The following is a 25512-nucleotide window of genomic DNA, read 5'->3' as shown; positions in this document are numbered from 1 at the left end:
TAATCAAGCGAATTCCATATCCAGTATTTTGATTTTTCTACAAAATATCCAACATTGACTTACACCTAAAATTCCCGTAAGCTTAAGGCATGCGTGACATTTTTGATCATGGAGGAAAAGGTATACATGATAACGGTAAATAATGTAGGTCTACAATATGGCGACAAAAAACTATTTGAAGAAGTTAATATAAAGTTCATTCCAGGAAACTGCTACGGTGTTATCGGTGCGAACGGTGCCGGAAAATCTACTTTCTTGAAAGTACTTTCTGGTGATGTCGAGCCACAGGTTGGTAACGTGGCAATCGGCGACGGAGAACGTCTAGCCTTCCTGAAACAGAATCACTTTGGTTATGAAGAGCACCAAGTTTTGCAAACGGTCATGATGGGTCATGAGCGTCTCTTCAAAATCATTGAAGAAAAAGATGCACTATATGCAAAAGCTGACTTCTCTGAAGAAGACGGTATGCGTGCTGCTGAACTTGAAGGTGAATTTGCTGAGCTGAACGGTTGGGAAGCAGAATCTGATGCTGCAGTTCTATTGAAAGGTTTGGGTATTCCTGAATCTTTGCATGATAAAAAAATGGCTGAATTGACTGGTTCCGAGAAAGTGAAAGTGCTCCTTGCACAAGCTTTGTTCGGCAACCCTGATGTTTTGCTTCTGGATGAGCCTACCAACGGACTAGATTTACAGGCAATTCAATGGCTGGAAGAATTCTTGATCAATTTCGATAACACAGTTATCGTCGTATCCCACGACCGTCACTTCTTAAATAAGATTTGTACACATATCGCGGATGTTGACTTTGGTAAAATCCAGCTTTATGTCGGTAACTATGACTTCTGGTATGAGTCCAGCCAGTTAGCTACACAAATGGCACAGGATGAGAACAAGAAAAAAGAAGAAAAAATCAAGGAATTACAAGCCTTCGTCGCGCGATTCAGTGCGAATGCTTCCAAATCGAAGCAAGCGACTTCCCGTAAGAAGATGCTTGATAACATTACATTGGAAGACATCAAGCCTTCTTCTCGCCGCTATCCGTATGTAGGGTTCCAACAAGAGCGCGAAATCGGTAATGATGTGCTGACTGTTAAAGGCATTACGAAGACAATTGATGGTGTCAAAGTACTGGATAACGTCAGCTTCACAGTCGGTCGTGAAGATAAACTAGCTCTAGTTGGCCGCGATGAAATCGCGAAAACAACTTTGCTTAAAATCATCATGGGTGAAATGGAGCCTGACGCTGGTGAGTACAAATGGGGTATCACATCTTCCCAATCGTACTTCCCGAAAGACAACTCCAAATACTTTGATGGCGTGAACTTAACTTTGGTTGAATGGCTTCGTCAATACTCTCCTGAGGATCAGACAGAGACGTTCTTGCGCGGTTTCTTAGGCCGTATGCTTTTCAGTGGTGAAGATGCACTGAAAGAAGCGAACGTGCTTTCCGGAGGAGAAAAAGTACGCTGTATGCTATCTAAGATGATGCTGAGCAAATCGAACGTTTTGGTAATGGATGAACCAACGAACCACTTGGATCTTGAATCTATCCAGTCTTTGAACGAAGGTTTGATTAAATTCAAGGGTGTGCTTCTATTCACTTCCCATGACCAACAGTTTGTGAACAGTATCGCTAACCGCCTGATCGAGATCACTCCGACAGGTATTGTGGATAAAGAAATGACGTATGATGAATATGTTTCTGACAAAAAGCTGCAAAAAGAAATTGCAGCAATGTACAGCTAATCAATCAAGCTCCAAGGCTTTCTGCTTTGGAGCTTGTTTCTTAGGAGGCAATAATGTCTTATTCAAGTAATATAGAGACGCCTTTAGGTAATGTACAGATCACAGCAACAGATCAATTTATAACAAGTATCTTATTCGGCGAGACGCTGCCAAATAATAACAATTCACTTACAGAACTGGCTCAAACACAACTAGAAGCCTACTTTTCTGGTAATATCACCAGTTTCCAGCTTCCGTTAGCAACCAATGGTACTGCCTTTCAGCAGCGCGTCTGGGAACAGGTCAATCAGATACCATATGGCAGTTCGGCTTTTTATAGTACTATTGCCGAAGATGCAGGAAATGGACGAGCCGTTCGGGCAGCAGCCAGTGCTGTTGGACGAAATACATTCGCCATTGTCGTCCCCTGCCATCGAGTGGTCGGCAGGAATGGGATTGTAACAGGTTACCGCTGGGAGCCGTGGCGTAAGAACTGGCTGTTGGATTTCGAACAACAAAGGAGCAGATGAAAGATGAAAGTACTTGTAACAGGAGCTGCCGGTCATATCGGCAAAAATCTGGTAAAAGCTATCCACCAGGATTACGAATTGGTTTTGACGGACATCAAACAGGATGAAGAGCTAGATAAACTCGGATTGTTTCAGCAAGCTGACCTCGCTGTCTTAGAAGAAGTCGAACAGCTGGCAAAAGGTGTGGATGCCATCGTCCATTTAGGCGGTATTGCCACAGAGAGCACGTATGAACAAATCAACCGAAACAACTTTAACGGAACCTACCATATATATGAAGCAGCCCGAAAGCACGGCATTAAACGTATCGTTTTCGCGAGCAGCAACCACGCTGTCGGCTTCCAACCTATCAACCAATCGATTGGTCCAGATGCGTCTCATTTGCCTGATACATACTACGGTTCCAGCAAGGCATTCGGCGAGAACCTGGCAAATATGTATCATAAGAAACACGGCATTGAAACTGCCAGCCTGCGTATCGGCAGCTATTTGGAGAAACCTTCTGAACACCGCAACCTGAACACATGGATCAGTGTCCGGGACATGAATCAGCTGATCGTCTGTTCTCTAGAAGCTAAGCAAATCGGTACGAGTGTCTTTTATGGCGTGTCTTCCCTGCATAATGATTACTTTGATAATCGGGACGCGGCGAAAATCGGATATGATCCGGAAGACAACCCTGAGGATTACCGTGAAGAAATTGAAAATGTGAAGATGGAAAATGTGACCGATTATATCGGTGGTATGTTCACCAACTTTGGAAGATAAGTTGAACTATCCTGCCAGTCTAATTGACAGACTGACAGGATAGTTCTTTTTTTTACATTGATAGTAAAGGAATCTTGTAACTTACAGCGAAATTCATACGAGAGCAAAATAAACAATAGATAGGATGTTGAAGATGGTACACGGAATCAATTCTTATATCGTTACAAATGGCAATGGACAAGAAGCAGTTAAATTATATGAGAATGCTTTGGGAGCTCAAGTACTAAGCGTAAAAACTTTCGGAGATATGCCGGAAGACCCTAACCATCCAGTACCGGCTGAAGGGAAAGATCTTGTTTTGCATGCACATTTAAAAGTGGGAGATAACGATTTGATGCTGTCTGATACATTCCCAGGTCAGCCTCTCGAGCTAGGCGATCAAGTAGGAATCGCTGTTCTTACCAGCACTCCGGAGGAAACAAAGGATGTGTTTGAAAAACTATCAGTCGGTGGTCAAGTAATTATGGAACTACAGCAGACTTTTTGGAGTACTTCGTATGGGCAGGTTAAAGATAAATTTGGTGTAACGTGGCAGATTAACACACAATCTGAACACAATTGAGCATGAGCTATTCTCTTATACAAAAAGGCTGTCGGAACTATTCCCGACAGCCTTTTTAAAATGTGGTACATTCACCTGAAGATGTTATTTACTCTTATTCTTTATATTTCCAGATAGTTTCAACGCTTCCTTCAGCTGATTGAACGAACCACCCTTACCATACATCAGAACACCTCCGCGATACACTTTGGCTGATATCCAGGCAATGAGAAGAATTGTTGCTACAAGGATGGCTATTGATAAAGCTATTTCCCAAGAAGGTACACCCAGCATGCCGATACGCAGGAACATGATCATCGGCGTAAAGAATGGAATGTAGGAGGCAACAACGATGATTGTCGAGTCTGGTGCGTTAAGTCCGTACATAGCAAGGAAGAAAGCACCCATCACCAAGAAGATAATCGGACTTACAAGCTGCTGGACATCCTCCATCCTGCTTACCACCGAACCGAGCCCGGCACAGATGATAGCGTATAGGAAGTATCCCAAAATAAAGAAGATCAATGCAAACGTTAATGTAACTGGCGAAGCATTCGCTATACCAATAAAATCGAAGAAACCTCCGCTTAATTCCTGACCACGAATCTGGACCATCACATACACAGCAACTGCAATCAATGCCAATTGAGTGAGCCCCATCATGCCAATGGCAAGAATCTTAGCGAACATTTGACTTACTGGTGAAGAACTAGAGATTAAAATCTCCATTACTCTAGATGATTTTTCATTTGTGATATCTGTTGCAATCATCATACCGTAAGTGATGACACTTATATAAAGCGCGAAGACTAAAATATAGACAAGTCCATATGATCCTGCCAGCTCTTCTTCTGTCTTCGCTTCTTTATCAAGCGACTGACGTTCAAAAGAAACCGGCGCATAAATTTCCTGCATGGCAGCTTCGTCCACACCGGCCTGCGAAGCAGCCTGGGCAACTTTGATCTGCTGCAACTGTGCTTCCATATCATCGCTAGTGCTGTTTGTCAGCTGCATACCGTAAAAGATGGCCTCCGGCAAGTTCTGTTCTGACTGATTCAGGACGAGCAGCCCTTCATATTCTTCATTTTCAACAGCCTGCTTGGCTTCGTCTTCATTACCATCGAAAAGAATAGGCTGATAGTCTTCAGCACCACTGCTCAATGCTTCGTAAAGCTGCTGGTTTTCTGTTTCATCAATTACCGCGACCACTGGTTCTTCACCTTCACCGGTAAAGCGTTCAATGATATCCGGTATATAAAAAATGCCGCAAATGATAAGCAAAAAGATCGCGCTGGATATAATGTAACCTTTTGTTTTCACGCGGGATAAATAAGTATGTGAGAATACAATCCAAAATTTACGCATATGATTCACCTGCCTTCTCGATGAAGATGTCATTCAAAGTAGGTTCTTCCACTTCAAATTTATTGACAAATCCCTTCTCCGTCAGCAGTTTCCATACGACAGGTGCATCCTCAGAAGAAGCAATCTGAAGTTTGCATCCCTGCTGCGTCTCCTGATATTTCACAACCCCTGCTGTTTCTGACAAGAAGGTCAAGTCATAGTCTGCTGAAATAGTTATATTCTTCTTGCGGAAAGAACGCTTGATCTCAGTCAAATCTCCCTCTACGACTGGTTTGCCATGCTTCATGATGCAAAGGAAGCGGCATAATTCTTCTACATGCTCCATGCGGTGGGAAGAAAAAATTATGGAAGTTCCAGATTGTTTTAATTCGATAACGGCTTTTTTCAGCATTTCCACGTTAACTGGATCCAGGCCAGAAAAAGGTTCATCCAATATCAAAAGCCGCGGATTATGCAAAACAGCAGATATGAACTGTATCTTTTGCTGATTCCCTTTGGACAGCTCTTCCACTTTTTTATTTTCGTACTCTGTTATGTTGAATCGCTCCAGCCAGCTTTTAAGGGCTTTAACACTGTCTGCCTTCGCCATGCCTCTAAGCTTGGCAAGATAGACGAGCTGATCCTTTACGGTAAGCTTTGGATAAAGGCCGCGCTCCTCCGGAAGATATCCTATCTCATTACTTTGTGCGTATGTAATCTTTTTGCCATGCCAAAATATCTCCCCCTCCGTATTCTCCAATAAATTAAGAATCATTCGGAAAGTAGTCGTTTTACCAGCTCCATTAGCACCTAAGAAGCCAAACATCTCCCCTTCTGGTATTGTCAGCGTCAGCTGATCCACTGCAGTATGTTTGCCGAACCTTTTGGTCACATTTTTCAATTGAAGCACCAGAACCATCCTTTCTTTCTCCTCTTATCTACATGTACGGATGGGAACTGGAAATGTTTCACTATATCTCAAGAATGAAACAAGTCGATATGATAGGCTTAACAGACCTATTATCTTTTTTAATGTTTTCCTAAGAAGCCAATAGAAAAGAGTGCAGAGAAATCGTGAATTTCTCTGCACTCCACATATAAGAAACAAGTGATTTATGCTTGCTTTCTTGACCTAATCAACTCTGCAACTTGCTTTCTGTCTCCTTGATGCAAAGCATCTACGATCTTACTTCCGACGACCACTCCATCACAATACTGGCTTAATTCCTTCACATGCTCTGGCGTAGATACTCCAAAACCGGCCAGCACGGGCGCCTTGCTAATTTCCTTCAGTTCCTGCAGATGCGTGCCCAGCTGATCGACGAAGGTTGCTCTCTCCCCTGTTGTACCTGCTACTGTAACCGCATAAAGGAAGCCTTCTGCGCGCTCAGCGAGTGCCCGAATTCTATCAGGCGTGCTTGTCAAAGCGACCAAACGGATCAGCGCTATTTCGTGCTTCTGAAGGGCTTCGACAACAAGTCCTTCCTCTTCAAGCGGCAGGTCAGGCAGGATAAGACCGGATATTCCTGCTGCTGCACATGCAGAAGCGAAGGCTTCCACCCCATAAGCGAAGACTGGATTCAAGTAAGTCATAATAACAAGCGGCACATTGCGGCTGGCTTTTTCCTTTGCAACCTCATCCAGTACTGCCTGAACAGTCGTGCCAGCTTCCAATGCGCGAATTCCGGCTGCTTGGATAGTCGGCCCGTCTGCGACTGGATCCGAAAAAGGCAGCCCCAGCTCGATAGCCGTTGCGCCGCTGTCCGCTAGAAAACGAATGCGTTCATTCAAGCTTTCCAAGCCACCATCACCTGCCATTATATATGGTACGAAAGCTTTCTCCCCAGCTTCAGATACTGTTAGAAATGCAGCATCGAGTTGCGCTTTAGTCATGAAGATTCCCTCCTGTTTCATGTGCTTCCCTGATCGTGTTCACGTCTTTATCACCGCGCCCTGATAAACAGACGACCAGCACATCCTCTTTATCCATCACTGGTGCCAGTTTTTTGCAGTATGCTACTGCATGCGCACTTTCCAAAGCAGGTATGATTCCTTCTGTCCTGGATAATAGACGTACAGCCTCCAGTGCTTCTTCATCGGTAACGGCATCATATGTTACTCGTCCAGCATCTTTTAAATAGCTGTGCTCTGGACCGACACCAGGATAATCCAATCCGGCTGAAATCGAATGTGCTTCCTGCACCTGACCATCGTCATTTTGCAGCAGGTAAGACAATGATCCATGTAATATTCCAGCTTTCCCTTCCGTAAGAGAAGCAGCATGCTTACCTGTCGGCAACCCCATACCTCCAGCTTCCACACCGTACATTTTTACATCACGATCATCAACGAACGGGTAGAACATGCCGATTGCGTTACTTCCGCCTCCAACACAAGCAACAATCGCTTCTGGCAGCTTGCCTTCTGCCTCGATAATCTGCTTACGCGTTTCATCGCCGATGATCCGCTGGAAATCTCGGACAATTTGCGGGAATGGATGCGGACCTGCAGCTGTACCAAAGATATAATGCGTATCTTCTACATTCGCTGTCCAGTAACGCATTGCTTCGTTCACTGCATCCTTCAATGTGCCGTTACCTTGATCGACTGAGACGACCTGTGCGCCCAATAGCTCCATCCGATAAACATTCAATGCCTGCCGTCTGACATCTTCTTTCCCCATGAAGATAATGCATTCCAATCCAAGCAATGCACTGACCGTTGCAGTAGCCACTCCGTGCTGGCCAGCGCCTGTTTCGGCAACTACCTTTTTCTTTCCCATTCGCTGCGTCAGCAATGCTTGCCCGATTGTGTTGTTGATCTTATGCGCACCTGTATGGTTAAGGTCTTCCCGCTTTAAATAGATTTTTGGTCCTCCAAGAATCGCAGTTAAACGTTCTGCATAATAAAGTGGTGTCTCCCGTCCTACATACTGTTTCAAGTAATAGCGCATCTCTTCTTGGAATGCAGGATCCTCTTTTGATTCTATGAATGCTTTTTCTAGTTCCAAGATAGCTGGCATTAATGTTTCGGGTACGAAACGGCCGCCAAAGCTTCCGTAATGTCCGGTTTCTGTCGGATATATTGCCATGTTTTTCACTGTCCTCTCTTTGCCGCTGTAATGAATTGTTTTATTTTAATTGGATCTTTTTGTCCCTCTGTCTCTACACCACTACTGACATCGACGCCGACAGGGCTTACTTCCCCAATTGCTTGCTGTACATTTCCGCTATGCAAACCACCTGCAAGAAAAAGCTTTTCTCTCGGAATTGTTTCTGAGTTAGCCAGGGACCAGTCGAATGCTGTGCCGTTGCCTCCCCTATACGCTTCTGCTGGACTATCCAGCAGATAGTATTCACATGTGTAATCACTCAGTTGCTTTAGGTCATCCTCTGAAGCTACAGAAAAAGCCTTAATGACAGGCTTGCCGATAGCTTTGATGTAGTCTGTTGTTTCATCACCATGCAGCTGAATGTAATCCAGTCCAGCCGTCTCAGCTATGTTCAGCAAGCTCTCGATTGGCTCGTTGACAAACACGCCTACTTTCTTCACCTGAGACGGAAGTTCTTTTCCGATTCCGGCTGCTTGCTCAGGCGATACCTTACGTCTGCTGTCCGCAAAAACGAATCCAATCATGTCAGCTCCTGCATCTACTGCTATCTGCCCAGCCTCCACCGACTGGATTCCGCAAATCTTGACGATCATGACTGCTCCGCTCCTACTGGGACCCGGAGTGTTTCCAATACTGCTCCTACATCGGTAGCTCGCATGAGCGTTTCACCTACAAGGATACCCTTTGCCCCTGCTTTCGCTACACGTGACGCATCAGATGGTACCGTTATGCCGCTTTCACTAATGACAAGCGTTGCGGAGGTATCAATCTTTTCTATTAATCGTTCCGTTACACCTAAATCCACCTCAAAGGTTTTTAGATTCCGATTATTGATCCCGATGATATTCGCACCAAGTTCTTGTGCTTGTTCTAATTCTTCTTCATTGTGAACCTCTACCAGCACATCCATCTCTTTGGATTTTGCATAGTGATAGAGAGCGTGCAATCGATCTTTCTCCAATGCTGCAACAATCAACAAAATCACATCAGCACCATAATCAGCTGCTCTATCGATTTGGATTTCATCTAAGATAAAATCTTTATTTACTATCGGCAGCTCCACTGCCTCCCGGACAGCTGCCAAATCATCCATCGTGCCTTTGAAGAACGGTGTGTCTGTCAGAACTGAAATGGCCCCAGCTCCTGCTGCTTCATATATATTTGCTTGGTCCGCAGGTACAACATCGGGATTGATTATTCCTTTGGAAGGAGAAGCACGTTTGATTTCTGCGATAACCTGCAGCTGTTTTTGTTGTTGAAATCGTTCATATAATGATATCGGATTACGCTGTGCTGCTGTCGGCCGGTATGTTTGTTTAAGTGTAGCAATTTCCGTCCGTTTTTCTTCTAGTATCCTTGCTAAGAATGTCATGAGGTCACTTCCCTTTGCTTATAATCGATCAAGTATTGCAGTTTCTGTCTAGCAGCTCCGCTATCGATGCTTTCCTTCGCAAGCTGGATGCCTTCATGGATAGAGGCTGCTTTTCCGTTAGCAAATATACCAAGACCTGCATTCAATACGACTGTATCTCTATGGACACCGCTCTCCCCATTCAATACCCGTAACAGAATGTCTGCATTCTCGGCAGCATCACCGCCCTTGATTGCTTCCAGCGGATAAACCGGCAGTCCGACCTCTTCTGGATGGAGAGTGAAGGCTGATTGTTTTCCGTTCTCCAGCAGGACAAGGTGATTCTCTCCTGCAAGGGATGCTTCATCCATAAACCCAGCCCCATTAATGACAATCGCCCTTTTGCGTCCCAATTTATGGAGTGCTTCAGTCATCATTTCGAGCATATCGCGTCGATAGATGCCGAGCAGCTGAGAATCAAGCTGGACTGGATTCGTCAATGGCCCAATTAAATTAAATATGGTTGGGATACGAAGCACTTTACGCAGCTGCATTACCTGCTTCAGACCAGGATGGACATGAGGTGCAAATAAAAAGGCGATGCCATTCTCCTCAAGCAAATGCGTCATCTCGGCTGCTGGCAGATACAAGGGGATACCCAGCTTCTCCAGGACATCCGCACTGCCTGTTCTGCTGGATACACTGCGATTACCATGCTTCGCAATCGTAATACCTGCCCCAGCAATTACAAAAGCTGCTGTCGTACTGATGTTGAAGCTTTGTGACCCATCTCCCCCAGTTCCACAGTTATCCATCACATTTGCTGCCTGAAGGGGAATCGTCTGGGCTTTTTCGCGAATTGCAGCCACCATACCTGCTACTTCATCCGCTGTTTCTCCACGGGTTTGCAGCATGGAAAGAAATGCTCCCGCCACAGCATCTGGCATACTGCCTTCCAGTAATTCCCGGGATGCCTGCAACGCCTCTGAATAAGTCAAAGCCTGCGTATTTGTAAGCTTAGCCAACAATGGTTCCATGACTTTCCCCTTCTTTCATGATTTGAATATAATGCTTCACAATTTCCTTACCAGCTTCTGTTCCAATCGATTCAGGGTGAAACTGTAGTCCATAAACTGGGTAACGGATATGCTGAACAGCCATGATTTCCTCATCATCTTCTGAATAAGCGGTAACTTCCAAATCATTTGGAACACTGCGCTTATCAATGACAAGAGAATGATAACGCATGATTGGCAGGTCCTTAATGATTCCTTCTATTACCGGTTCTCCCACATAGCGAAGTGTTGATGTCTTCCCATGCTTGATTTGTCCCGCTCGGATAATACTCGCGCCAAAGGCTGTACCGATTGCCTGGTGGCCGAGACAAATGCCGAGAATCGGAATATTGCCAGCAAAGTGACGGATTGCCTCAACGCATATTCCCGCATCTTCCGGTCTGCCAGGACCTGGGGAAACGATGATTGCATCTGGTTTCATCGCTTCCATGTCCTGGATGGAGATAGCGTCATTGCGGACAACCTGGACTTCTTCTCCAAGCTCCGCTGTATATTGGAACAGATTATACGTAAATGAATCATAATTATCGATCAGCAGAATCATGTAACCCAACCTCCGTTAACGATTTCGCTTTATGCAGCGTCTCGTGATATTCTGTCTCGGGATCCGAGTCATACACCAATCCGGCTCCCGCCTGTACATATGCTTTTTTGTCTTTTATGATCATCGTTCTGATAGCCAGTGCCAAATCAAGATCACCGTTCATATTTATATAGCCAACTGCGCCGGCATAGAGCCCTCGTTTTTTCTTTTCAAATAGATTGATCAATTCCATTGCACGTATTTTCGGGGCACCGGAAACTGTACCTGCCGGAAGAGCTGCAATCAGTGCATCCAATCCAGTCATATTATCTGCCAGTTCTCCTTGTACTTCAGAGACAATGTGCATAATGTGCTGGTACTTTTCTACTGTCATATACTTTGTCAGCTCGACCGTACCTACCTTACACACACGGCCCAAATCATTACGGCTTAAATCGACAAGCATCCGATGCTCCGCCAATTCCTTTTGATCTGCCAGCAGTTCAGTCGTCAGCTGTTCATCTTGCGCTAGTGTTTTACCGCGCGGTCTCGATCCAGCGATTGGGTTAGCCGTCACTTTATTGCCGCTTGCTTTGATCAAGCTTTCTGGGGAAGCTCCCAGTACTGTATAGTCCTCAAAATCGAGGAAGAACATATACGGCGAAGGATTGCTCGCCCGCAGCTTTCGGTAGAAGCTGAAAGCATCTCCGTTGAAGTTTGCTGTCAATCGCTGCGAAAGTACAATTTGAAAAACATCACCCGCTTTGATGTACGCCTTGGCGTCCTCCACCATCTGCATAAATGCTGCTTGATCCGTCTCAGGCTGGAAATGAACTGGCGGCAATACAGCATCAGGTATGTCCTTGAAAGATGTTATCTCCTGCTCCATTTCATCCAAACGGGCTTGGAGCATTTCTGCTGATCGTATTCCCGCGCCATCAAGGGCTAGTAAAGTGATCTGCTGATGCTTATGGTCGTAAACGATAATATCCTCATAGAACATAAAATGAACTTCTGGCATACCGATCGGATCCTCTGGCATCTCTCCAATTACTTCATACTGCCGAATTGAATCATATGCCATATAGCCGACGGCTCCGCCATAGAAAGGAAAATCGAGCGGTAATTCGACTCCGCTTATCTGTTTCTTCAAAACCTCTAATGGTTTTTCCTCCAGCTCCTCTTCCTTCTCTGGGAACTTCAGCAATGTTTTGCTTCCCTTACCGATCAATTCCTTGTAAGGATTAGCTCCAATGATGGAATAGCGGCCCTTTCCTGTATGGTGTACCGAACTCTCCAGTAAAAACTTCTTTTCACCTGCCAGCCGCTTGTAAATAACGACAGGTGTGAGCGTATCTCCGTTCAATTGTTTCTTCTGAAATCGTATGCTATCCGTTACCGCCATCTTTCTCGCTCCCTTTTCTTTGTAATAAAAAAACCGTCCCCTATGCACATGATTGGTTCATGTGCATAGGGGACGGTTTTACACCGCGGTGCCACCTCTATTGAAAGCTCTCGCTTTCCTCTCATTCGGATACGAAAGCTTTAGCCTTGATATCCTATCCCGGTAACGGAGGAAACCGGATTCCCCTACTATGTTTCAAGGAATCTCTCTGAAGTCCATTCCATGCTGCCGATTTGACCTGGATCTCACCACACCAGGCTCTCTGTACAAATCAATCAGCACGTACTCCTCTTCATCAACGATTTATGTGTATAAAAAAAGGGCAATCTCTCCAATAAAGGACGAGATTACCCGTGGTACCACCTTTGTTAGCTAGCGCACTAGCTCACTTTGCTCCTGCTATCGGGGGAGTTACCGCCACAGCCTACTACTAATTTCAGCTATGGTGCTCAGAAGTCCATTCACGTATGTGTCACACCGGTTTCCACCATCCACCGGCTCTCTGAAGTGACCACATAAGCTACTACTCTTCGTCTTCGCTCACGTATCAGTTATGTTGGATTCATTGTAGTACCCTTGTTTTCGTTTGTCAAGAGGTATTTATTCTGCATCTATTAAATCAGGCTTACCATTTTCCCCGAATACAAGTTCTTTTCGCGGCAGACGCTGTTTCGTTTCTCTTTCGATTTGTTTGATTTGATGGCTGTCCCGAGGAGTTACGAAGGCTACTGTTAGACCAGTGCTGCCCGCCCTGCCTGTACGGCCAATACGGTGGATATAGCTCTCTGTATCTTCTGGCAGATCATAATTGAATACGTGAGTCACACCTTCAACATCCAAGCCTCGAGCTGCCACATCAGTCGCAACAAGGAACTGTGTCTTGTACTCCCGGAAGTTCTTCATAGCACGTTCTCGTTTTGCCTGTGACAAATCTCCATGCAGTTCATCCGATTCAAAACCCTGCGCATGCAAATATCCATGCAGCTCAGAAGCACGTCTTCTTGTCCTGCAGAAAATAATCGCAGCAAACGGACGATACATCTGCAATAACACCTTCAATGCATTCCGCTTCTCACGGTCAGACATTTCTAGGACAATCTGCTTGATTTCCTTTAATGTCACATTGGTTGTTTGAATCGTGATTTCCTTCGGCCTCTGCATTTGGGTAGAAGCAAGCTGGCGAATTTCCTTCGGCATTGTAGCAGAAAACAGCAATGTTTGTTTCGAATTCGGCAAAGCATTTGCAACGTCCTTTACATCATGCCAAAAACCCATATGCAGCATCTGATCTGCCTCATCCAAAACGAAAGTCCGTACATGGGAAAGATCTACCGTGCCGCGGCGCATGTGGTCGAGCAGACGACCCGGCGTAGCGACAACGATGTCCACTCTGCCTTCGAGTTTTTTAAGCTGCTTTACAATATCCTGACCGCCATAAACGGCTAAGATGCCGATTTCTTCTTCCGAATGAATCAGCTTCGCTAGTTCATCATAAATCTGGATAGCCAGTTCCCGCGTTGGACTAAGTATAAGCGCCTGAATACCGTCGCTATCCATTTTTAGCATCTCCAATATTGGCAGCAAGAAAGCAAGTGTCTTACCGGTACCTGTTTGCGCTTTTGCAATCACGTCTTTTCCAGCCAGAATTTCGGGAATTGCTTGCTTCTGAACAGGCGTAGGTTCTGTCAAACCTAATTTATGTAGTATTTCCAAACGGTTATTTTGTAAGTTCAAATCATCGAACACATTCATGTTGTTCCCTCTTTCATACTTTTTCCATAATTATTATGTGAAGTTTCCATAGAAGTACGCGTCAAAAGTTTGTAAGATACTAGTATACACATAAAAAGGGGGAAATTATATGCAAAAATGGCTGATCGGCATTTTTGTCTTGCTGATCATCAGTTTCAGCGTTATCGGACTTTTTCGAGGTGGAGGAAATATCCAAAGCATCAACGAGACAAGCGAATCGTCTGTAAATTTAAAATAATATGCGTTTATACTGCACACACGTGGGTAAATAATAATATAAATAAAAACAGGCAGAGCAAACCGCCATTTGCTCCACCTGTTACGCTTTTTATATTAGTCTAGTACTTTTACTGTTACAGTTTTACGTCCCCAGTTCAATGCAGTTCCTTGATCTGGTACGTGTACATCGATTTTATTACCTTTGATTGCACCGCCAGTATCGCCTGCAATTGCTTCTCCATAGCCTTCAACCCATACTTTTGATCCTAAAGGAATAACACTAGGGTCTACTGCAATAACTTTCGCATTCGGATTAGCATTCAAATCGATACCAGTAGCTGTTACACCAGAGCATCCTTCACATTGACCAGTATATGCAGTTGCAGATACTGACAATTCTTTCGTTGCTTCTTGGCTAGTACTTGTAGCTGCTTTTTCTTCTTTGGCAGGAGCTGCTGCTTCTTTAGCAGGTTCTGCTTTTTGTTCTGTTTGTGCAGGTGCTTCCTGCTTTTCTTCTTGCTTAGGTGCTTCTTGTTTCGGAGCTTCTGTTTGAGCCGCTTCCTGCTTCACTGGTGCTGTTTCAGTTACAGCTCCGCCAGTCACCGCCAGTTGCTGACCTATTACAATCAAATCGGAGTTAAGGCTGTTCCAAGATTTCAACTCGCCTACCGATATATTGAACTTCCCTGCGATCTTAGAAAGAGAATCGCCTTTTTGTACTGTGTATGAGTCTGTTTGGTTTGTTTCTTTATCTATAGTTAATTTTTGATTAGGAAAGATTAGGTCAGAATCAAGTTGGTTAAGCTCTTTAAGCTGATCTACACTCACTTCGTATTTGTCTGCGATTTTCCAAAGAGAGTCCCCTGTTTGAACATTATATTCAGCAGCTGATGCTGTTGTACTGAATGCCCCCGCAATTACTAGTCCTGTAGCTAAAGATACGACTGTTTTTTTCATACGTCGTCTACCTCCTTAAATTTCTAACAGGACTTATGGTATCACATGGGCTTAGCCCAGTGGGTTACAGGAAGTTTAAGGTTATATTACAGCCCGTGCTCACAGCAATATTATTGTTACACTGTAATCTTTCTGTAACAAAACGAGTGATAACCAAGCTTAAAGGGGCTTTTTTGTAACAAAAGGGCTTGTTTTATTCCATTAATTGTAAGTTATTAAAGTTGAATTTCTTGTTGACTTTGTTTGCATTCGCTTTTTCTCATTCGATTTTTGTCGTTTTTCCGGCTTTATTAGGACAAATGTTACAAAACGAGCTCATGAATTCCCTTTTATATTCCAATTATATAAAAAAACAGGAGCAGCAGCTCCTGTTTTTCACTTCTTTACTCTCCAATTATGGTTGCAAGTTGCTTCAATTACACTACGCTCGCTGATGTAATCTGCAATCAGCTCTGTCATATCTGTTGTGATCTCCTTGACCACTTGCTTTCCTTTAAACATGACGTAGTCTCCCCCGCCAGCAGCCCGATAATTATTCATTACTACCTCATACATCTCACCTGCAATGACAGGGTTGCCCTTGATGGTTAATTCTTGTACTCGGTCTCCGACCTCACGGCTGATATCTAATGTATAGTCGATACCTTCCCACATATCGTAATTATAATGCTGTGGCTTAGGTTCCAGGAAGGAGCGGCTCACCTCAAGTTCACCCTCTTGGTCCAAATTGAAGTAAGTGGCAGAGAGTTCGAGTGCATGCTTCATATCTGCTCCAGAAATCTCAATCACCTTCAACGTGTTTGGATAGATATAATTGGAGACGATATCTCGCATCGTAATATTCTGTGGGAATCCAGGTGACGCATTATGAAACAATGCTGTACTGGAGATAGCAACATTCGCTGCATCCATCTGTACTTTATTGATAAATTCGATAAATGGTGTCTCCTTCACCCTCGTTTCAAATGCATCATGGATGATCATATCTCCATCTATTTTTCCGATCGGCTGGTCCAGCCATTTCTGTGTTTCTTCTTCATAGGAAGAAACTAGTCTCAAAATCGTTTTATCGGGCTCGATTTCATTCGTGATTGTATGTAATTTCGCCTCTGATATGACATGTTTCCTACTATTATATAGATGCTCGACAGTAATTGAAACTTCTCCAAGGAATGCACCATTGGATCCAGGCTGCACAACGGTCACATTATTCACTTTTTCAGCGAGTGATCGGTGCTGGTGACCAGTGACCAAAATATCAATTCCTTCTATTGAATGGCAAATTTCATAGCCTACATTTTCACCAGTGAGTGATTCTGTCGGCTCTCCTGTATCAAGGTCCCGTTCGAACCCGCCATGATAAGCGACAATTAGGACATCAGGCTGTTCTTTCTCCCGAACTTCCTTCACCCATCTCCTTGTCGATTCCAGGACATGCTCGAATGCAAGCCCCTCAATGTGATTCGGATCTTCCCAGTTTGGTATGAAATGAGTAGTAATACCGATGATTGCTAATTTAACACCATCTATCTGTTTGATTTCATACGGTCTGCCGAGTATAGGTTCCTTTTTCGTCTTATCAAGGATATTACCGCAAAGATACGGAAAGTCTGCAAGCTGAATTGCCGATTGCAGATACGGCATGCCATAGTTAAACTCGTGATTGCCTATTACCGCAGCATCATATTTTAGCTCATTCATACAGCGAATCAGCGGATTATCTTTACCTGCTTGGTATTTTGCATGGTGATACGTTAGCGGAGTACCTTGTATCATATCCCCATTATCAAGCAGAAGAACATGCTTCTTTTCTTCTCTTATTCTTTTAATTAAGGTAGCTACCCGTGCCAGTCCCTGGGGAGCTGGTTCGTGATCCCGGTATGTAGTAGGAAAGATATTTCCATGCACATCACTAGTAACGAGCATGGTGATATTTGTCACTTTATCAGACATACTTATGATTCCTCCGACCTCTTTTTCAGAATTAAAACAGTTTTTGCTATTATCTATCATAACATGCCAAATCTATCTTTACATTCTTATTACAGTAAGTTAACATAAATTGGAACAAGTCGTGATATAGTTGTTCATGCAGTGCAAATTAAACAATTTTTGGGGGTATATCATGTTTAAGAAAATTGCAGGTGTTGGTGCGACTCTATTTCTTGCAGCAGGGTTGCTAAGTGCGTGCGGATCTGATGATTCAAGCGCAGAAGGCGAAGGCAGCAACGGAGATTTGAAAGAATTGCGTGTGCAATTCGTTCCTTCTCAGAATGCAGAAACACTTGAAGCAAAAGCAGAGCCGCTTGCAGATCTTCTGGAAGAAGAACTGGACATTCCTGTTGAAGTAAGTGTATCTACTAACTACAACACTATCATTGAGGCGATGGCTTCCGGCCAAGTAGATGTCGGCTTCCTACCGCCTACAGCATATGTATTGGCACATGACAAAGATGCTGCAGAAGTTATCCTTCAGTCTCAGCGTTATGGTGTTAATCCAGAAGACGGTTCACCAACTGACGAACTAGTAGATTTCTACTTAGCTCAATTCGTCGTGAAGAGCGATTCTGGAATAGACTCTCTTGAGGACTTGAAAGACAAGACCATTGCAGTTCAGGATGTAACATCCTCTGCAGGTTATGTATGGCCTGCTGGTGCACTTGATGCTGCTGGTTTGGACATCCAGTCCGACTTGACTCCAACAACTGTAAAAGGTCATGATGCTGGTATCATCAGCGTATTGAACGGTGACACAGATGCAGCTGTAACATTCCAAGATGCACGTAACGTCGTTAAAGGTGACTACCCAACTGTCTTCGAGGATACGAAAGTAATTGCTACTACTGAAAAAATCCCGAATGATACAATTGCAGTTACTCCTGAAATCAATGACGAATGGAAAGAAAAAATCACTGATGCCTTCATCAACATCGGTAAAGATCCGGAAGGTTTGGAAATCATCCGTGATGTTTACACACATGAAGGTTACGTAAAATCTGATGACAGTAAATTCGAAGTTGTTCGCGAGTATTCCGAGAAATTTGCACAAGAATAATAGAATAAACTAGCTATCAATCCAGCCAGCCTGAGATTTCCTTAGACTGGCTGGGCTTTTGTCTGTAACTATATCTTTTCTTAACTGTATTTTTTCTGCTTTACTATTAAACTACATAAAAAGGTTGGTATAGAAAGTGATAGAATTTCGCAATGTTTCGAAAACATATCCGAACGGCGTCAAAGGTTTGAAAAACATCAACTTAACTATCGAAAAAGGCGAGTTTATTGTCATTGTCGGTCTTTCCGGTGCCGGTAAGTCTACATTGCTGCGCTCGATTAATAGATTGCATGAAATTTCCGAAGGCGAAATTATGATTGATAATGAATCCATTACAGCTGCTAAAGGAAAGAATTTGCGCCATATCCGTCGTGATATTGGAATGATTTTCCAAAACTTCAATCTCGTCAAACGTTCTACTGTTCTGCGGAATGTCCTTTCCGGCCGTGTTGCTTACCATAACACGCTGCGGACTGTATTCGGCTTATTCCCGAAAGAGGATGTCAACTTGGCTCTCAATGCACTAGATCGTGTGAATATTGTCGAGAAGGCCTATACGCGTTCTGACCAGCTTTCTGGCGGACAGCAGCAGCGTGTATCGATTGCCAGAGCTTTGGCACAGGAAGCGAAAATCATCCTTGCTGATGAGCCAGTAGCTTCTCTTGATCCGCTGACAACGAAACAAGTAATGGATGATTTGAAAAAGATTAACCAAGAGCTTGGTATTACGACTGTCGTCAACCTTCACTTCATCGATATCGCACGTCAATATGCTACACGCATCATCGGTTTGAATGCGGGAGAAGTTGTGTTCGACGGACCAGTGGAAGAAGCGACTGATGAGAAATTCCAGGAAATCTACGGACAGCAGCTGGAAAAAGAACAGCAGCGAGGTCCAATTGGAGAGGGTGCCGAATGAGCCAGCCTCCGAAAAAGACGATTCCAAAACCGCCTACCAGAATCAAACATTATCTGACAGCGGCAATCGTACTGGTCCTGCTTGCCCTAAGTTATATTCAGACAGGCTCCAGCTTTATGGATTTGATAACGAACCGCGATCAAATGGCCAGCCTTGTCATCGATATGTTCCCGCCGGATTGGGCCTACTTTGAGAAAATCATCGAACCGATGCTTGAGACAATCCGCATGGCTGTCATCGGAACGACATTCGGAGCTATCATATCCGTTCCAGTCATTCTGCTTTGTGCAAACAACGTGAACCGGATACCTTGGATCTCTTATCCAGCACGATTTGTACTGAACTTGATCAGAACAGTTCCGGAGCTATTGCTTGCAGCTATTTTCGTAGCAATTTTTGGTTTAGGTATGATTCCTGGTATCTTTGCTTTGACGATCTTCTCCGTGGGGATTATCGCAAAATTGACATATGAATCCGTCGAAGGAATCGACAAAGGGCCAATGGAAGCTATGACAGCGGTTGGTGCGAACAAAGTCCAGTGGATAACTTTCGCTATCATCCCTCAGGCTGCTGCCTATTTCGTTTCGTATGTGCTGTATACATTCGAGGTAAATATTCGTGCCGCTGCCATCCTTGGCCTCGTAGGTGCAGGCGGTATCGGTCTTTATTATGACAGCAACCTTGGTTTCTTAAATTATCCACGTGTCAATACCTTGATTATTGCAACCCTTGCCGTTGTATTAATCATCGATTTTGTGAGTAACAAACTACGGGAGAAATTACTATGAGCCAATTACCTACACATACTGTCGATAAACCAAAAGGCCGCGGTAAAAAGGTCTTCAACCGTGTGTTGATCCTAGTCATCCTGGCTGCTATCTATGTTTGGGCTTTTGCTGGAATAGAAGAATTTGAAATCAAGGAGACTGCTGGTCAGATTTCCAAGGCGATTTTCGATGGTATCATCCATCCGGATTGGGCTTTCGTAAATGAAGAAGAAGGTCTTATCTTCGGATTGATTGATACACTGGCTATCTCTATCCTTGGTACGTTCATTTCAGCTATTCTTACCATACCATTCGGTTTCTGGGCCGCGAGCCGCAAAGATAAGTCCGGCTTTTTCGTTACCGGTTTGGGCCGATTCGTACTTAGCTTCATTCGGGTATTCCCAGAGGTTGTTCTGGCGATTATCTTCATTAAAGCGGTCGGTCCTGGATCATTTGCTGGGGTACTCGCATTGGGCCTGCATTCCATCGGGATGTTAGGTAAACTATTTGCTGAAGAAGTAGAAGCAATCGATCACGGTCCACGTGAAGCCTTGATTGCTACAGGAGCTAACCGCATCCAAGTACTCGTCTATTCCGTATTGCCGCAAGTACTGCCTGGATTCATCTCCTATACACTCTACCGTTTCGAGCTGAATGTCCGGGGAGCTTCCATCCTCGGTATTATCGGTGCAGGCGGTATTGGAGCTCCGCTTATTTTCGCTTTGACTTCTCGTAACTGGCCGCGCGTTGGTGTCATTCTACTTGGTATCATTGTATTGGTATCGGCGATTGACTTAATTTCTGGCTATTTGCGTAAAAAGATTGTATAAAGGAAACAGCGATTCTGCTTTAAGCAGAATCGCTGTTTTTTAGTTCAATACAGTTGTACGTTCGCTTGCAGGTACTCTTGGCTTCACTTTCGGTTCTTTACCGATAAACCCGACCTGCAGGAGTCCGATATTACGCTCACCTGGTCTGATTTGAAGTAATTCTCTCGCATCTGCATTCTCTAGCAATGTATTCGTCTTCCAGATTGTTCCGATTCCTTTTTCCCATGCAAGCAGGCTGAAGTTCTGGATTAGCATACTAGCAGATGCATAGTCTTCTTCCCGGAATTTCATTTGCGTATTTTCCTCTAAAACGACAGCAATCCAAAGCGGAACATCAGTAATCTTCTTTTTTAATGCCTCTGCTTTTTTCTCTTTTTCTTCAGCTGTTGCGACACCTTTCGCCCCTTGCTTCGAATTGATTTCACCCAGCTTTTGTTTCGTCTCACCATCAATTAAAATAAAACGCCAAGGTTGCGTCATTTTATGGTTTGGTACCCACACTGCTATATCAAGTAATTCCTGTATCTCCTCGTAAGAGATTCTTTTACTAGTATCATAATTCGTAATGGATCTTCTATCTTTTATCAGCTGCTCTAATTGCATCTGTCACACTCCTCTTCCATTCTCCGTGCTTTTCTTTAATTGAAAATCATTATCATTATCATATCTGAATATTCCATACAATGTCAATGTGCTATCTATCTGGAAAAAATCTTACTTTTTTATGAAAGTTTCTGAATAACGCTTGAACAGACCTTTATTTTGTGACAATATAAATGATAACGAATCTCATTCTCACATCAAAGAGAAGAGGAAAGGGGTACCAGTAATGGGACGTTTACAAACGGAATTACTTGAAGTAGCCTATGGAGATAAATCAATCGTAAAAGATTTAACTATAGAAATTCCTAAAGGAAAGATTACAGCTCTTGTTGGAGCTAATGGTTCCGGCAAATCCACTATACTTAAGACAATGGCGCGTGTCATGAAGCCGAAAAACGGCACGGTACTATTGGACGGGAAAAGCATTCATAAACAATCAACGAAAGCTGTCGCGAAGCAGCTTGCCATCCTTCCTCAGAATCCTGTTGCACCCGAGGGTTTGACAGTGTCTGAGCTTGTAGCATATGGCCGCTATCCACATCAGAAAGGGTTCGGCACTCTTACTCCTTATGATAAGGAAGTAATTGCATGGGCAATTGAAGTGACAGCGATGGAGGATTTCGCACAGCGTGCGGTCGACCAGCTTTCCGGCGGACAGCGTCAGCGCGCTTGGATTGCAATGGCATTGGCACAAGAAACGGAAACACTCTTCCTTGATGAGCCGACGACATTCCTCGATATGGCACATCAGCTGGAAGTGCTTATGCTATTGCATAAACTGAATCGTGAAGAAAACCGTACGATCGTCATGGTTGTACACGATCTCAATCATGCTACACGTTATGCAGATCACATGATTGCTATCAAAAAAGGACAGGTAATTTGCGAAGGTTCACCTGTTGATACTGTTACTGCAGAGAACCTGAGGGAAGTATTCAACATCGAAGCTGATGTGATTATCGACCCGCGTTCAGGAGTGCCTCTCTGCTTGCCTTATAATATTCTTGGAAGTGCAGCTCCTGTTGCGCAAGAGCGTATCATCGAAAAAACTTTGGCATAAACTAAACGCGTTGCAGCTATCTGCAACGCGTTTTATAATACCTGTTTTTCTTCCATTTGCCTCGTTACCCGGATAAACGCAACTGCCCCGCTTATCTCCTTTTCGGTTAGCTCCCTTTGATCGACAGTCAGCTTCGTACTCCCCCGCTCCGTCAGCTCCATTTGCTTATCAAAATGACGCCCCAGCAAATCGTCACAGCTTGTACCAAATAAGTCTGCCAGCATAATCAATGCCTCAAATGACGGACGCCGATATCCGGATTCGTAGCCTGCATAAGTGCTTTTTGCTATACCGAGACGGTCTGCGGTATCTTGCAGCGACCAATTTTTCTTTTTCCTTAATTCTGATAGCCGATCCAGATTCATCTTACTTCCCCCGCTCTATTATCTTCCTATTATTATAGCATCGTTTCGTACGCGATACGAATAATATATTCTTGATTAACCCTAATTCCTTCTCTATAATTAAGTTTAAAGTACGCAATTAGCGAATTACATTTGAGATAGATAGAAGAGGTGCAGGGAATGAAGAAGCTATTATTACTTACCACCGGCGGCACCATTGCATCAGTCGAAGGAGCAAACGGCCTATCACCGGCTGTAGATGCGAATGAATTGTTAAGCTTTGTTTCCAACATGGATAATGATTATACAATGGAAACAGTCTCACTTATGAATCTGGACAGCACAAACATGCAACCGGAAGATTGGGTGTCGATGGCTGAGGCAGTCAAAGATCATTATGATGCTTACGATGGCTTTGTCATCACGCACGGAACCGACACGATGGCTTATACGGCAGCGGCTCTGTCCTATATGCTGCAGAATGCGAGTAAACCAATTGTGATTACCGGCTCGCAAATACCGATTACATTTCAAAAAACAGATGCCAAGAAAAATATCAAAGATGCCATCCGGTTTGCCTGTGAAGAAATCGGGGGTGTCTACGTTGTATTCGATGGCCGCGTTATACAAGGAACACGGGCAATCAAGCTGCGGACGAAAAGCTATGATGCATTCGAAAGCATCAATTACCCTTACATCGCCTTCATCCATGAAGATGAGGTTGAATATAACAAAAAAATTCAAAGCGAAAAACTGCCGTTTACCGTTGATACTTCCCTCTGTACTGATGTACTCTTATTAAGGCTGTATCCGGGTCTCAAGCCCGAGATATTGGATGCTTTAGCGAGCATGTATAAAGGTATCGTAATTGAGAGCTATGGCAGCGGCGGTATTCCATTCGAAGGACGCGACCTTCTGGAAAAGATAAACGAATTGGTTGAAAGAGGTATTGTAGTCGTTATCACTACACAATGCTTAGAGGAAGGCGAAGACATGAGTATTTACGAAGTCGGCCGCCGCATCAATCAAGAGTTGGTGACTCGTTCAAGCAATATGAACACAGAGGCCATCGTTCCGAAGCTCATGTGGGCGCTCGGCCAATCCACTGATCCGAAGGAAGTTAAACGCATGATGGAAAGACCGATCGCTGAAGATATTACTATATGGCCCTCTTAAATAAGTGAAAAGGAAGGTTCAGGTCATGGCAGACTTACAAGAGAACTATCGGATTGAGAAAGACTTTCTGGGAGAAAAACAAATTATAAAAGATGCGTATTACGGAATTCAGACGCTGCGAGCGTCAGAGAATTTCCCGATAACTGGTTATCGCATCCATGAAGAAATGATCAAAGCGCTTGGTATTGTGAAAAAATCAGCTGCCCTTGCTAATATGGATGTAAAACGGTTGTATGAAGGGCTAGGCAATGCAATTGTTCAAGCATCAGATGAACTAATAAACGGCCAATGGCATGACCAGTTCATCGTGGATCCAATTCAAGGCGGTGCTGGTACTTCCATCAATATGAATGCTAATGAAGTCATCACGAATCGCGCCCTAGAGATCCTAGGTCATGAAAAAGGCGACTACCAGCATTTGAGCCCTAATACACATGTAAATATGTCTCAATCGACGAATGATGTATTTCCGACAGCAATTCATATTTCAACATTGAACATGCTCGAAAGATTGCTCGATACAATGGAATATATGCAAGGAGAATTCAAGAAGAAAGCAATACAGTTCGATTCTGTCATCAAAATGGGACGTACGCATCTTCAGGATGCGGTACCAATTCGTTTAGGTCAGGAATTCGAAGCTTACAGCCGTGTGCTGGAAAGAGATATTAAACGTATCAAACAGTCACGCCAGCACTTGTATGAGGTCAATATGGGAGCAACAGCCGTCGGTACAGGTTTGAATGCAAACCCGAAATATATTGAGGAAGTCGTAAAGCATTTGGCTGCCAACAGTGGTTTGCCGCTTGTAACTGCTGAGAATCTTGTGGATGCAACACAAAATACAGATGCCTATACTGAGGTTTCTGCTGCTCTGAAGGTTTGTATGATGAACATGTCCAAAATTGCGAATGACCTTCGCTTGATGGCTTCTGGTCCAAGAGCTGGACTGAATGAAATCAACCTGCCAGCACGGCAGCCGGGTTCGTCCATCATGCCCGGGAAAGTGAATCCAGTCATGGCTGAGCTAATCAACCAGATTGCATTCCAAGTAATCGGCAATGATAACACGATCTGCTTGGCCTCCGAAGCTGGGCAGCTTGAATTGAATGTCATGGAACCTGTACTCGTTTTCAACCTTTTACAGTCCATCAGCATCATGAATAATGGCTTCCGATCCTTCACAGATAACTGCCTGATCGGTATCGAAGCGAATGAAGCGTTGCTGAAGGAATATGTAGATAAAAGTGTTGGTTTGCTAACTGCAGTAAACCCGCATTTGGGATATGAAGTTGCTGCGCGGATTGCACGTGAAGCGATCCTTACGGGCAAATCCATCCGTGAGCTTTGCCTGCAACATGATGTATTAACCGAAGAAGAGCTTGATATTATCTTAAATCCTTACGAAATGACGAAACCGGGTATTGCAGGTGAGGAGCTTTTTGATAGATAATA

The 25512-nt window shown here is 44.0% G+C and carries 26 protein-coding genes and 2 other annotated features; of the genes, 12 read left to right on the top strand and 14 right to left on the bottom strand.

Annotated features, from left to right (window positions below):
* Positions 1 to 126: 126 nt before the first annotated feature.
* The 4 genes from AE2B122_RS06250 (at position 127) to AE2B122_RS06235 (ending at position 3585) form a co-directional block, all read left to right on the top strand.
* A complete protein-coding gene (locus tag AE2B122_RS06250; RefSeq protein ID WP_038563882.1) occupies positions 127 to 1746 on the top strand; it encodes an ABC-F family ATP-binding cassette domain-containing protein in 1620 nt (539 codons plus the stop codon).
* Between the two features lie 53 nt (positions 1747 to 1799).
* Entirely contained in the window at positions 1800 to 2255 is a 456-nt protein-coding gene (locus AE2B122_RS06245) for a methylated-DNA--[protein]-cysteine S-methyltransferase (protein ID WP_175073401.1), read from the top strand.
* A 3-nt stretch (positions 2256 to 2258) separates the two neighbouring features.
* Positions 2259 to 3023: an NAD(P)-dependent oxidoreductase gene (locus AE2B122_RS06240; protein WP_175073400.1), complete on the top strand. Its 765-nt coding sequence runs from the start codon at positions 2259 to 2261 to the stop codon at positions 3021 to 3023.
* A gap of 133 nt (positions 3024 to 3156) precedes the next feature.
* Positions 3157 to 3585 (top strand): VOC family protein, encoded by a 429-nt coding sequence (locus AE2B122_RS06235; RefSeq protein ID WP_175073399.1) that lies wholly within the window; start codon positions 3157 to 3159, stop codon positions 3583 to 3585.
* Between the two features lie 84 nt (positions 3586 to 3669).
* On the opposite strand, the gene AE2B122_RS06230 is transcribed toward AE2B122_RS06235, so the two are convergent.
* The 10 genes from AE2B122_RS06230 to AE2B122_RS06185 form a co-directional block, all read right to left on the bottom strand.
* Positions 3670 to 4929: an ABC transporter permease gene (locus AE2B122_RS06230; protein WP_175073398.1), complete on the bottom strand. Its 1260-nt coding sequence runs from the start codon at positions 4927 to 4929 to the stop codon at positions 3670 to 3672.
* Positions 4922 to 5821, bottom strand: coding sequence for an ABC transporter ATP-binding protein (locus AE2B122_RS06225; protein ID WP_175073746.1), 900 nt, complete (start codon positions 5819 to 5821; stop codon positions 4922 to 4924). The genes AE2B122_RS06230 and AE2B122_RS06225 overlap by 8 nt, the downstream gene beginning before the upstream one ends.
* Before the next feature lie 200 nt (positions 5822 to 6021).
* Positions 6022 to 6801, bottom strand: coding sequence for a tryptophan synthase subunit alpha (gene trpA, locus AE2B122_RS06220; protein WP_175073397.1), 780 nt, complete (start codon positions 6799 to 6801; stop codon positions 6022 to 6024).
* Positions 6794 to 7999 carry a tryptophan synthase subunit beta gene (gene trpB, locus AE2B122_RS06215; RefSeq protein ID WP_095268254.1) on the bottom strand — a complete coding sequence of 402 codons (1206 nt, stop codon included), beginning with the start codon at positions 7997 to 7999 and terminating at the stop codon, positions 6794 to 6796. The genes trpA and trpB overlap by 8 nt, the downstream gene beginning before the upstream one ends.
* Before the next feature lie 5 nt (positions 8000 to 8004).
* Positions 8005 to 8613, bottom strand: coding sequence for a phosphoribosylanthranilate isomerase (locus AE2B122_RS06210; protein ID WP_175073396.1), 609 nt, complete (start codon positions 8611 to 8613; stop codon positions 8005 to 8007).
* Complete coding sequence (gene trpC, locus AE2B122_RS06205) at positions 8610 to 9392, bottom strand: indole-3-glycerol phosphate synthase TrpC (protein WP_175073395.1); 783 nt, start codon at positions 9390 to 9392, stop codon at positions 8610 to 8612. The genes AE2B122_RS06210 and trpC overlap by 4 nt, the downstream gene beginning before the upstream one ends.
* Positions 9389 to 10408, bottom strand: coding sequence for an anthranilate phosphoribosyltransferase (trpD, locus tag AE2B122_RS06200; RefSeq protein ID WP_175073394.1), 1020 nt, complete (start codon positions 10406 to 10408; stop codon positions 9389 to 9391). The genes trpC and trpD overlap by 4 nt, the downstream gene beginning before the upstream one ends.
* Positions 10389 to 10991, bottom strand: a complete 603-nt coding sequence (locus AE2B122_RS06195) for an aminodeoxychorismate/anthranilate synthase component II (RefSeq protein WP_175073393.1) — start codon at positions 10989 to 10991, stop codon at positions 10389 to 10391. Before AE2B122_RS06195 ends, trpD begins: the two co-directional genes overlap by 20 nt.
* Entirely contained in the window at positions 10972 to 12375 is a 1404-nt protein-coding gene (gene trpE, locus AE2B122_RS06190) for an anthranilate synthase component I (protein WP_175073392.1), read from the bottom strand. Before trpE ends, AE2B122_RS06195 begins: the two co-directional genes overlap by 20 nt.
* Positions 12376 to 12440: 65 nt before the next feature.
* Positions 12441 to 12683 (bottom strand) — a binding site (T-box leader).
* A gap of 26 nt (positions 12684 to 12709) precedes the next feature.
* Positions 12710 to 12921, bottom strand: a binding site (T-box leader).
* Between the two features lie 54 nt (positions 12922 to 12975).
* Complete coding sequence (locus AE2B122_RS06185; RefSeq protein WP_175073391.1) at positions 12976 to 14127, bottom strand: DEAD/DEAH box helicase; 1152 nt, start codon at positions 14125 to 14127, stop codon at positions 12976 to 12978.
* Positions 14128 to 14236: 109 nt separating this feature from the next.
* Between AE2B122_RS06185 and AE2B122_RS19365 the strand changes: the two genes are divergently transcribed.
* Positions 14237 to 14365 carry a hypothetical protein gene (locus AE2B122_RS19365; RefSeq protein WP_255248129.1) on the top strand — a complete coding sequence of 43 codons (129 nt, stop codon included), beginning with the start codon at positions 14237 to 14239 and terminating at the stop codon, positions 14363 to 14365.
* Between the two features lie 95 nt (positions 14366 to 14460).
* Here AE2B122_RS19365 and AE2B122_RS06180 read toward each other — a convergent pair whose 3' ends face one another.
* Together AE2B122_RS06180 and AE2B122_RS06175 are read right to left on the bottom strand one after the other, a co-directional pair.
* Positions 14461 to 15303: a 3D domain-containing protein gene (locus tag AE2B122_RS06180; protein WP_095219230.1), complete on the bottom strand. Its 843-nt coding sequence runs from the start codon at positions 15301 to 15303 to the stop codon at positions 14461 to 14463.
* 375 nt (positions 15304 to 15678) lie between these two features.
* Positions 15679 to 17256, bottom strand: a complete 1578-nt coding sequence (locus AE2B122_RS06175; RefSeq protein ID WP_175073390.1) for a bifunctional UDP-sugar hydrolase/5'-nucleotidase — start codon at positions 17254 to 17256, stop codon at positions 15679 to 15681.
* 172 nt (positions 17257 to 17428) lie between these two features.
* Between AE2B122_RS06175 and AE2B122_RS06170 the strand changes: the two genes are divergently transcribed.
* The 4 genes from AE2B122_RS06170 to phnE (AE2B122_RS06155) all read left to right on the top strand — a co-directional run bounded on the left by AE2B122_RS06170 (position 17429) and on the right by phnE (AE2B122_RS06155) (position 20874).
* Entirely contained in the window at positions 17429 to 18358 is a 930-nt protein-coding gene (locus AE2B122_RS06170) for a phosphate/phosphite/phosphonate ABC transporter substrate-binding protein (protein ID WP_095219228.1), read from the top strand.
* A gap of 136 nt (positions 18359 to 18494) precedes the next feature.
* Complete coding sequence (gene phnC / locus AE2B122_RS06165) at positions 18495 to 19277, top strand: phosphonate ABC transporter ATP-binding protein (protein WP_175073389.1); 783 nt, start codon at positions 18495 to 18497, stop codon at positions 19275 to 19277.
* On the top strand, positions 19274 to 20065 hold the full coding sequence (gene phnE, locus AE2B122_RS06160; protein ID WP_095219226.1) for a phosphonate ABC transporter, permease protein PhnE: 792 nt from the start codon (positions 19274 to 19276) through the stop codon (positions 20063 to 20065). The genes phnC and phnE (AE2B122_RS06160) overlap by 4 nt, the downstream gene beginning before the upstream one ends.
* Positions 20062 to 20874 (top strand): phosphonate ABC transporter, permease protein PhnE, encoded by an 813-nt coding sequence (gene phnE / locus AE2B122_RS06155; RefSeq protein ID WP_095219225.1) that lies wholly within the window; start codon positions 20062 to 20064, stop codon positions 20872 to 20874. Before phnE (AE2B122_RS06160) ends, phnE (AE2B122_RS06155) begins: the two co-directional genes overlap by 4 nt.
* 39 nt (positions 20875 to 20913) lie before the next feature.
* Here the strand turns inward: phnE (AE2B122_RS06155) and AE2B122_RS06150 are convergent, their stop codons facing one another.
* Entirely contained in the window at positions 20914 to 21477 is a 564-nt protein-coding gene (locus tag AE2B122_RS06150; RefSeq protein WP_095268229.1) for a nitroreductase, read from the bottom strand.
* 226 nt (positions 21478 to 21703) lie between these two features.
* On the opposite strand from AE2B122_RS06150, the gene AE2B122_RS06145 reads away from it, so the two are divergent.
* Positions 21704 to 22537 carry an ABC transporter ATP-binding protein gene (locus AE2B122_RS06145; protein WP_095219223.1) on the top strand — a complete coding sequence of 278 codons (834 nt, stop codon included), beginning with the start codon at positions 21704 to 21706 and terminating at the stop codon, positions 22535 to 22537.
* A gap of 32 nt (positions 22538 to 22569) precedes the next feature.
* Here the strand turns inward: AE2B122_RS06145 and AE2B122_RS06140 are convergent, their stop codons facing one another.
* Positions 22570 to 22902, bottom strand: a complete 333-nt coding sequence (locus AE2B122_RS06140) for a helix-turn-helix domain-containing protein (protein WP_175073388.1) — start codon at positions 22900 to 22902, stop codon at positions 22570 to 22572.
* A 159-nt stretch (positions 22903 to 23061) separates the two neighbouring features.
* Between AE2B122_RS06140 and AE2B122_RS06135 the strand changes: the two genes are divergently transcribed.
* The gene (locus AE2B122_RS06135) at positions 23062 to 24057 is read left to right on the top strand and encodes an asparaginase (RefSeq protein WP_095219221.1); all 996 of its coding nucleotides are present in this window, start codon (positions 23062 to 23064) and stop codon (positions 24055 to 24057) included.
* A gap of 25 nt (positions 24058 to 24082) precedes the next feature.
* Positions 24083 to 25510 (top strand): aspartate ammonia-lyase, encoded by a 1428-nt coding sequence (gene aspA / locus AE2B122_RS06130; protein ID WP_095219220.1) that lies wholly within the window; start codon positions 24083 to 24085, stop codon positions 25508 to 25510.
* Positions 25511 to 25512: the final 2 nt, after the last annotated feature.

It is taken from the genome of Terribacillus sp. AE2B 122 (assembly GCF_902497585.1).
Taxonomy (GTDB): domain Bacteria; phylum Bacillota; class Bacilli; order Bacillales; family Amphibacillaceae; genus Terribacillus; species Terribacillus saccharophilus_A.
This window is presented reverse-complemented; position numbering and strand designations above follow the sequence as displayed.